The sequence below is a fragment of the uncultured Winogradskyella sp. genome (assembly GCF_963975125.1).
Taxonomy (GTDB): domain Bacteria; phylum Bacteroidota; class Bacteroidia; order Flavobacteriales; family Flavobacteriaceae; genus Winogradskyella.
The window spans coordinates 1-6,788 of sequence record NZ_CAXBGB010000117.1; the positions used below are offsets into that span (position 1 = coordinate 1).

Annotated in this window: 10 protein-coding genes; 2 read left to right on the forward strand and 8 right to left on the reverse strand. The window is 30.3% G+C overall.

Translation table 11 applies throughout. The features are described from left to right. The first annotated feature begins 72 nt into the window (after nucleotides 1-72). Nucleotides 73-597 carry a hypothetical protein gene (locus AAC053_RS13165; protein WP_339757516.1) on the forward strand — a complete coding sequence of 175 codons (525 nt, stop codon included), beginning with the start codon at nucleotides 73-75 and terminating at the stop codon, nucleotides 595-597. A gap of 140 nt (nucleotides 598-737) precedes the next feature. Here the strand turns inward: AAC053_RS13165 and AAC053_RS13170 are convergent, their stop codons facing one another. Together AAC053_RS13170 and AAC053_RS13175 are read right to left on the reverse strand one after the other, a co-directional pair. Beyond that, a complete protein-coding gene (locus AAC053_RS13170) occupies nucleotides 738-1,454 on the reverse strand; it encodes a hypothetical protein (RefSeq protein ID WP_339757518.1) in 717 nt (238 codons plus the stop codon). 71 nt (nucleotides 1,455-1,525) lie between these two features. Next, nucleotides 1,526-2,335, reverse strand: coding sequence for an NAD(P)H-binding protein (locus tag AAC053_RS13175; RefSeq protein ID WP_339757521.1), 810 nt, complete (start codon nucleotides 2,333-2,335; stop codon nucleotides 1,526-1,528). 114 nt (nucleotides 2,336-2,449) lie between these two features. Between AAC053_RS13175 and AAC053_RS13180 the strand changes: the two genes are divergently transcribed. Continuing rightward, nucleotides 2,450-2,935 (forward strand): CBS domain-containing protein, encoded by a 486-nt coding sequence (locus AAC053_RS13180; protein WP_339757524.1) that lies wholly within the window; start codon nucleotides 2,450-2,452, stop codon nucleotides 2,933-2,935. On the opposite strand, the gene AAC053_RS13185 is transcribed toward AAC053_RS13180, so the two are convergent. From AAC053_RS13185 to AAC053_RS13210, 6 genes are all read right to left on the reverse strand, one after another. After that, nucleotides 2,932-3,282, reverse strand: a complete 351-nt coding sequence (locus AAC053_RS13185) for a hypothetical protein (RefSeq protein WP_339757527.1) — start codon at nucleotides 3,280-3,282, stop codon at nucleotides 2,932-2,934. The two genes, AAC053_RS13180 and AAC053_RS13185, sit on opposite strands and share 4 nt — an antisense overlap. Nucleotides 3,283-3,321: 39 nt before the next feature. After that, a complete protein-coding gene (locus AAC053_RS13190; protein WP_339757530.1) occupies nucleotides 3,322-3,966 on the reverse strand; it encodes a fused MFS/spermidine synthase in 645 nt (214 codons plus the stop codon). 105 nt (nucleotides 3,967-4,071) lie between these two features. Beyond that, nucleotides 4,072-4,773, reverse strand: a complete 702-nt coding sequence (locus tag AAC053_RS13195) for a hypothetical protein (RefSeq protein ID WP_339757533.1) — start codon at nucleotides 4,771-4,773, stop codon at nucleotides 4,072-4,074. Between the two features lie 95 nt (nucleotides 4,774-4,868). Beyond that, nucleotides 4,869-5,513 carry a DNA alkylation repair protein gene (locus tag AAC053_RS13200; RefSeq protein WP_339757536.1) on the reverse strand — a complete coding sequence of 215 codons (645 nt, stop codon included), beginning with the start codon at nucleotides 5,511-5,513 and terminating at the stop codon, nucleotides 4,869-4,871. Between the two features lie 73 nt (nucleotides 5,514-5,586). Beyond that, a complete protein-coding gene (locus AAC053_RS13205) occupies nucleotides 5,587-6,324 on the reverse strand; it encodes a DUF6090 family protein (RefSeq protein ID WP_339757539.1) in 738 nt (245 codons plus the stop codon). A 161-nt stretch (nucleotides 6,325-6,485) separates the two neighbouring features. Further along, nucleotides 6,486-6,725: an integrase core domain-containing protein gene (locus AAC053_RS13210; protein WP_339757542.1), complete on the reverse strand. Its 240-nt coding sequence runs from the start codon at nucleotides 6,723-6,725 to the stop codon at nucleotides 6,486-6,488. Nucleotides 6,726-6,788 lie beyond the last annotated feature (63 nt).

Sequence of the window (6,788 nt, forward strand, 5' to 3'; positions counted from 1 at the left end):
GGTTTTAGTAGGTGCATACTATAATCTCAAAATAATAGTTTAACTATATTTACAGTCAAACAAATTAGGTTAATGAAAATAGGACTCCTCATTTTAATTGTATTTAGCTCAATGCTTATTAGTTGTGGTAATAATAAAAGCACACAAGGAAGCGTAGATGCTAAAACTACAAATCAAAAAGGCGCTATTACAGCAAAAGCCATTGAGAATTTTAACTATACGGATTATGTTTTAAGTGAGAATGCAGGAAAAGTAGTGGTTAACTGGGAAAAATATCAAGAATTAGCTATTCAAATTAGTTATTTAAAAAAAGCAGATTTATCATTTTTTAATGGTGATAAAGCATTATTAAAAACGTTTATTAAAGAATTTAAAGAAGGTATTCCCGACCAATTGCGTACAAATCCTATTGTATCTAGAAGTGTAATTATTGAAACGAAGCTCTTAAAGTTGAATGAAAATTTAACGATAGATAATATAGATAGACGTGTTAAATTATTGGGCATTAAAGATGTATTAGAATCTTTTTCTAATCTTAATTATCAGATTAATAAAAAGATAGAGTTTGATGTTTATGACAAAATTAAACCCGAATAGCACTCCATAATAATCTTAAAGCTTTGTTAAGCTGTAGCAATTCCAAGCCATTTTGGTCTTATTAATAATTGCTTTTAATTTAAATTAAACAAAAAAATGCTACCATTTGGCAGCATTTTTTTGTTATCTAATATAACCTACTAATTCTTTTTTGCAGCAGCTTCTTTTTGCGCTTGTTGCGCTTTTTGAGACTCCAATGCTTGCCTACTCACTTTAGCTAAATTAAAATTAGGATCTATAGTTAAAGCCTCATTAATTTGCTTTATTGCCGCATCTATATTATCTGATTTATTCTCTGAAAATGTTAATATACCTTTTAAATATAATAGAGCCGCTTTCATAGAAGTTTCGTAAGGTTGTTGAGTTTCGTAAAACGTTCGTTTCATATCGTCCTTAACGTTAGTTAGTGCATAGTCGATATTTAGTTTAGCACCAACCAAATCGTTTGTCTGAATTTTCATGTCAGCCATTTCATAAGCCAAATATACATTTGAACTACGAGAGTAAAGTATCTCATAATGCTCTAATGCCATTTTTGGCTGATTAAGATTTTTTAATGCTAAGGCCTTAACCTCAACATTCATATCAGTATCGGTAGCATTTTTTTCTACACCAATAGTGTTTAAGGCTTGCATATACTTTCCTTCAGAAAGGTATAAATAGGCTAATGTATCCTGCCTCGCAGCTGAAGGTTCTAAAATATTGAGATGTGTCATAGCATTAATAATGCCTTGAACATCACCTTGTTTTTTCATCTGCTTGTAATAAGTCTTGTAGTGTTTTGTTAAGTCGCCATTTGTCTGTGCAAAAACACTTACTGAGAATAACATAACAATTGCAATTGTAATCTGCTTCATAATTTAGTCTAAATTTAATGCGCCAAAACTATAAAAATTAATAGGAATAGGTCTTAAAAAAGTATTAATTTCTATGGAGCTTGTTTAAAGGTGTAGTTTAAAAGCTGTATCAGTTTTGCACTGTTTACTCTTTTTCCTTTACTTTCTGTAGAAGTACTAAACTCAGGAAGGGGTAAACTATGATGCTGACAATAGGCAGAATAGTATGTTTTTTTATCTGGGTGATTAGGATGTACTGCATTTATGGATAAGTTATAAAGGTTATTTTTTAGGATATCTGCAATAATCTGTATGCAATCTTCTTTGTGTATTAAATTAATGGGAGCTTCAGGGTTTGAAACATCTTTCCTTCCAGATAAGTACTTCGCAGGATGTCGTTCTTCATCAAACAAACCACCAAAACGCAAAATTGTAGTATAGAAATTAGGATTGTTTTGAAGCAGCTGTTCAATTTCAATAAGTTGTTTTGCACTGTCAGATATTGCGTTTGGTTTTGTTGTGTCTATAATTTCTAGAAAATGGGTTTCATCATTAAAAACCGAAGTAGAACTTATATAAAGTACATTCTTTATGTTGTGATCTTCAATTGCAGATACTAAATGAGCTATTTCTGCAACATGATTTTTATTGGGATTTCTTTTTAAACCAGGCGGAATATTGATAACAACAGTTTTACTTTCTGCTAATAATTCTGTGTAGTTTCCTGATATACTATTTTCATTCAAGTGAACCAAAAAACCTTCAATATGGTGTTTTTTTAAAAGGTCTAGTTTATTGCTAGAGGTTGTGGAACCCTTTACAATAAAACCTTCATTAATTAAATATTTAGCCAAAGGAAACCCAAGCCAACCACAACCAAAAACACTAATTTTTTCTTTCAATTTAAAACTCTACAAATGAGTTGTAAAAATACGGATTAAAAAAGCTTATCATTTTCGATTTTGCTAAACAAGTAATTTTCAGTAACTTTAGAATTAACTCTAATATTAAATGTCATGGGAATAAAAAGTTTTCAAGGTGCACGTAAGCAACAAAACTCAGTAGAACCTGTTGCACTTAAAGTAAGAGATTATATGACTACAAATCTTATAACATTCAAACCAGATCAGTCTGTACAAGAAGTTGTAGAGTCTTTGATTAAGCATAAAATCTCTGGTGGTCCTGTGGTTAATGATAGGCAAGAGTTAGTAGGTATTATTTCTGAAGGGGATTGTTTAAAACAGTTGAGTGAAAGTCGCTATTACAACATGCCCTTAGAGCATGATAATGTAGAAAAGCGAATGGCTACAAATGTTGAAACTATTGATGGTAATATGGATGTGTTTGATGCAGCAAATAAGTTTTTGCAATCAAAAAGGCGTCGTTTCCCTATTGTAGAGAATGGTAAACTTATTGGGCAAATTAGTCAGAAAGATATATTAAAAGCCGCGCTTCATCTTAAAGGAGAAAACTGGAATAGCACAACAAAAAATCACTCTTAATCATCACGTTTTACCAAAGCATAATAATCACCTTCTAAGGGTAAATAACCTTGGTCGTACACAAAATAATACACTGTACCAGCTTTAGTAGTGTAAATACTTGTAAAATAGCTAAAATCGAACCCTTTCTCAATGAGTTTAGCTCTAGTACATTTGGTCTTTTTGTTTGGGTTGAGTTCCTCTAAGATTCTATAATTTTTTCGTAATCTATTATTGGTGTTTCTAATAAGGTTTTTAGAATCTTTATTGATACGATTATTGTACGTGTTTCTACAAGCATCGCTACAGAATTTTTTATCAATTCTGCCAATGATTCTATCACCACATTCGGGACATTGTTTTTGCATACTTCTAAATTAAGTCTTTACAATATAATAATTAAACACTTATAATCCGCTAGCGATAATTATAGTGTTAGTATTATTAACGTTTTTATGGATATCTACCTTATAGACTTTTGCTTTTATATAGTTGGTTAGTGAGTTAATGGTATTGTTTTTTAAATCTCCAACAGAAGCATTAAAAATAATAGAGCCTTTTGAAGATTTTGAGCCAATTACATTATCCCAAAATTCTGTACTCAAAACCTTATTTGGAACGGTTAAATCTATAAATAAATCGACTATGATAACATCGAATTTTTTTTTATTGGTTTTAATGAAATCAAAGGCATCTACACAATGAACGCTAAGGGTTTTGCTTTCGAAAATTGCAAATTCCGTATTGGCAATAGCAATGATAATAGGATCAATTTCTACAGCATCAATGTGTTTGGTGTAGTTAAAATCCTCTCTAAGTGTCTCAATAACACTGCCTCCACCCATTCCTAAAACTAATACAGAATTGATTTTAGAGAGATCAATTTTTTCTAATCCAAATTTTAAAATACGCTGCAGTGAGCCATAGCTATAATTAGCATTTTTAGAATTGAGGTGTTTTTTACCGTTAAACCAAGTGATTTCTAATGGGCCACTATATGTAGAGTTTATCGTTTTTGTTATTGGGTAGATATAGCTGAGCAGACGTTTCATATTGTGATTAAAGATACAGTTAATCGTCATTAGACATGAGATAATTATGTTACTTTATGAGTTTAAATGATTTGTTTTTTAAGTTGGTTCATTGGTGTAACACATTTAAAATTCTGGGCAATAATTTATTGGAGAATAAAAGCCTTCATCTATTTCAATTTTGTGGTTGCCCGATTCAAAACAAACTAAAAACCCACCTACATTGGCATTAATTTGCCAACCGTTAAATAATCCATATGATGCACCAATCCCTTCATAGAAATATTGATTGTTACTTAGCTTATATTTGGTTATATAATTAGAGCCAATTTCAATAGAATCTATTTCGGTTACTATATCATTATCATAATTCCATTTATAATTTAATACCTCGCCAAGGTTAATATTAAAATTAGCATAGAGATCTTCTGTGTTTTCATTTTTGTGAACATAATAAACTAAATCAGTGTCTTGTCGCATTGCCGCAATATATTTCACATCATAGAAGGTTGAGATAAATTGAGGTAGACCTCCAGAAAGGGGTTGATTAAATATTGAATCAAATTGGTTATAATACATTTTCTTGTATTGTAGGTTATTAATTAACGTATCTCCTTCAAAGTAATACAATAATTTCCGTCTTCTTGTTTCTAATATATCATTAACGTTATCAATATATTCAACATTTCCATTTATATACCATTTGTTAGATTCAGAAGTCATTATAATTGACTCATTTAAAACAGCCCGATCTCTTGTTTGCAAATCGTTGTTTTCAGAACAATTATTTAGAGTGCATATAAAAAATAAAACTATATATTTTTTCATAATTTAGTTTAAATGTTTTTACTACTGTGTCTTGGTATGTGAAGTGATTTTTATTTCAATTCTATATAGATTTAAACTTGATAATAAAATGCATTCTACTTTTTGAGTTTTTTAACTTGAATTCTAATAAACTCTGGCAAGTAGCTGGGCGTGCATCCTTTTGAAACAACGTCGTCTTTATATAGGCCAATATTTTCTCCCAAAATGATGCATCGAGAACGTTGTTTAGATTCAAAAACCCCAATTTGAGCAGCCGTGAAATTCATAGCCCATTGAACTTCGGCTTCTTCTTTTGCTATCTTATCTTCTATAGAAGATAGCAGGTATTCAGTGTTATTGGGTGGCGTTTGTCCGGTCCATCTTAGTCTGGCTTGATAATACCAGAAAACACGTCTCTGAATTATTGAAGGACTATTTTCCCAAGTTTCTATGAGACTTATTGTTTTTTTGTCTTTAGTGAGTTGGTTTGCCATTAGCCAGTCTGTTAGTTGTATGCGCTCTGAGTATTCGTGATTTTGTATGTCCTTGTCAATCTGGTTAATGAATTCTTGATTAAGAAGTTTTTTGTCCATAATAAGAATTGCCATTTGTCTGGAATAGAATTCTCCAGTTGACCAAAGCTCTAAAGCTAAATTATGATTCTTTTTGATTTCCTTTGCTATTTTTCGCAAGTCACCAAGTTTTGTTTCTCTAGTGTTTAGTTGAGAATGTATTCTCTGAGCTTTAGAACTAAGATCCATTTTTTAATTAAACATTATGTTAATTCATTTAGTATGTAAACTTGCACTAGCAATTAATTATACACGGCTTACGTTATTTGCTGTTAGAAGCTAAAAGATTTAAAACCAATTCGGTTTGTTGCAATACATTGTTTGTTAATTCTATATACCTTGAAATGGTGTAACGTTCTTGGTTCAAATGATTGACTATATCTTTTGGTAAGTCATTTACTTTTACATTTTTCCATAAGAGTTGGTGTGTTGTATTTTTATTAAGAGGATTTCCAATGACTGGATATTTGTTTCCAAGGTTTTGCATATAGTCTAAAAGGAGATCTTTATTACCATTTTGTGTAATTTTTTCAAAAGTTTGAAGTCGATTTAATTCCATAAGTTCTTTTCTTAAGTCTTTATCGAACAAATCTATTTTCCCACTAGATATGAGTAAATTAAAACTATTGGTATTGTAAACATTGGTGACTCTAATTCCAACAAATTCATTATTAAAGAGTTTATAATAACTTTCCAGATTATTATAATGCCCATTTACAATACTATCACCAATTGAGTTAATCCTTTCAATTCTGAGATTATTTCTTAAAAGCCGAGCATTAATTTGAATTGTATCTTTTGTGTAATCATTAATTAAGGCTGTTTTGTATTCATTTTTTAGAGTTTCTTTTTTTCTTTTTTCATTCCAATTATTAATCTGTAATGCTATGAGAATTCCTATAACAACAAGAACAATTTCTCCAATAGCATATTTAAAATATTTTCCAGTTTTGTTTTTCTCCATAAGGTCGTATCTAATTTTTCTAAAAAACTTTATCATTAATTGATGTTTAAGTTACTATTTGTATTCTCACCAGACCTCTTCAAGAGCTTTGATTTTGCAAAGGCAAAATTGAGTTAGAATAGTCTAAAGAATTTTATCATTTGTTATGGGTTGGTTAAATGTCTTGCCTTGAAATATGGCTACAGGTTAAAACTGGTTTACGCGGTTAATTTATATACCATATTTGGTGTTTTATAGTCTAAAGATAAATGTAATCTTATTTCGTTGTATAAATTAATTGCATTTTTTGCAGCTCTTTTGGCGTGATCCACGTTATCAAAGGTTTGGTCGAGATAGAATTCATCTTTTAAGATTCCATTTACACGTTCAGGCATTGTGTTTTCGTAACAATGATTTTCTTCGGTCATACTAATATCTATCTTTTTTCTCTTTAATATTTGTGTGTAGTTTTAATGCTTGTAAATACAACAAAGCTTGCCGAGATCTTTATGAGCGCATAG

Bases quoted from the DNA above. Each gene is read 5' to 3' on its own strand.
- AAC053_RS13165 (WP_339757516.1), top strand. From the start codon at position 73: ATGAAAATAGGACTCCTCATTTTAATTGTATTTAGCTCAATGCTTATT.
- AAC053_RS13170 (WP_339757518.1), bottom strand. From the start codon at position 1,454: ATGAAGCAGATTACAATTGCAATTGTTATGTTATTCTCAGTAAGTGTT.
- AAC053_RS13180 (WP_339757524.1), top strand. From the start codon at position 2,450: ATGGGAATAAAAAGTTTTCAAGGTGCACGTAAGCAACAAAACTCAGTA.
- AAC053_RS13185 (WP_339757527.1), bottom strand. From the start codon at position 3,282: ATGCAAAAACAATGTCCCGAATGTGGTGATAGAATCATTGGCAGAATT.
- AAC053_RS13190 (WP_339757530.1), bottom strand. From the start codon at position 3,966: ATGAAACGTCTGCTCAGCTATATCTACCCAATAACAAAAACGATAAAC.
- AAC053_RS13195 (WP_339757533.1), bottom strand. From the start codon at position 4,773: ATGAAAAAATATATAGTTTTATTTTTTATATGCACTCTAAATAATTGT.
- AAC053_RS13200 (WP_339757536.1), bottom strand. From the start codon at position 5,513: ATGGATCTTAGTTCTAAAGCTCAGAGAATACATTCTCAACTAAACACT.
- AAC053_RS13205 (WP_339757539.1), bottom strand. From the start codon at position 6,324: ATGATAAAGTTTTTTAGAAAAATTAGATACGACCTTATGGAGAAAAAC.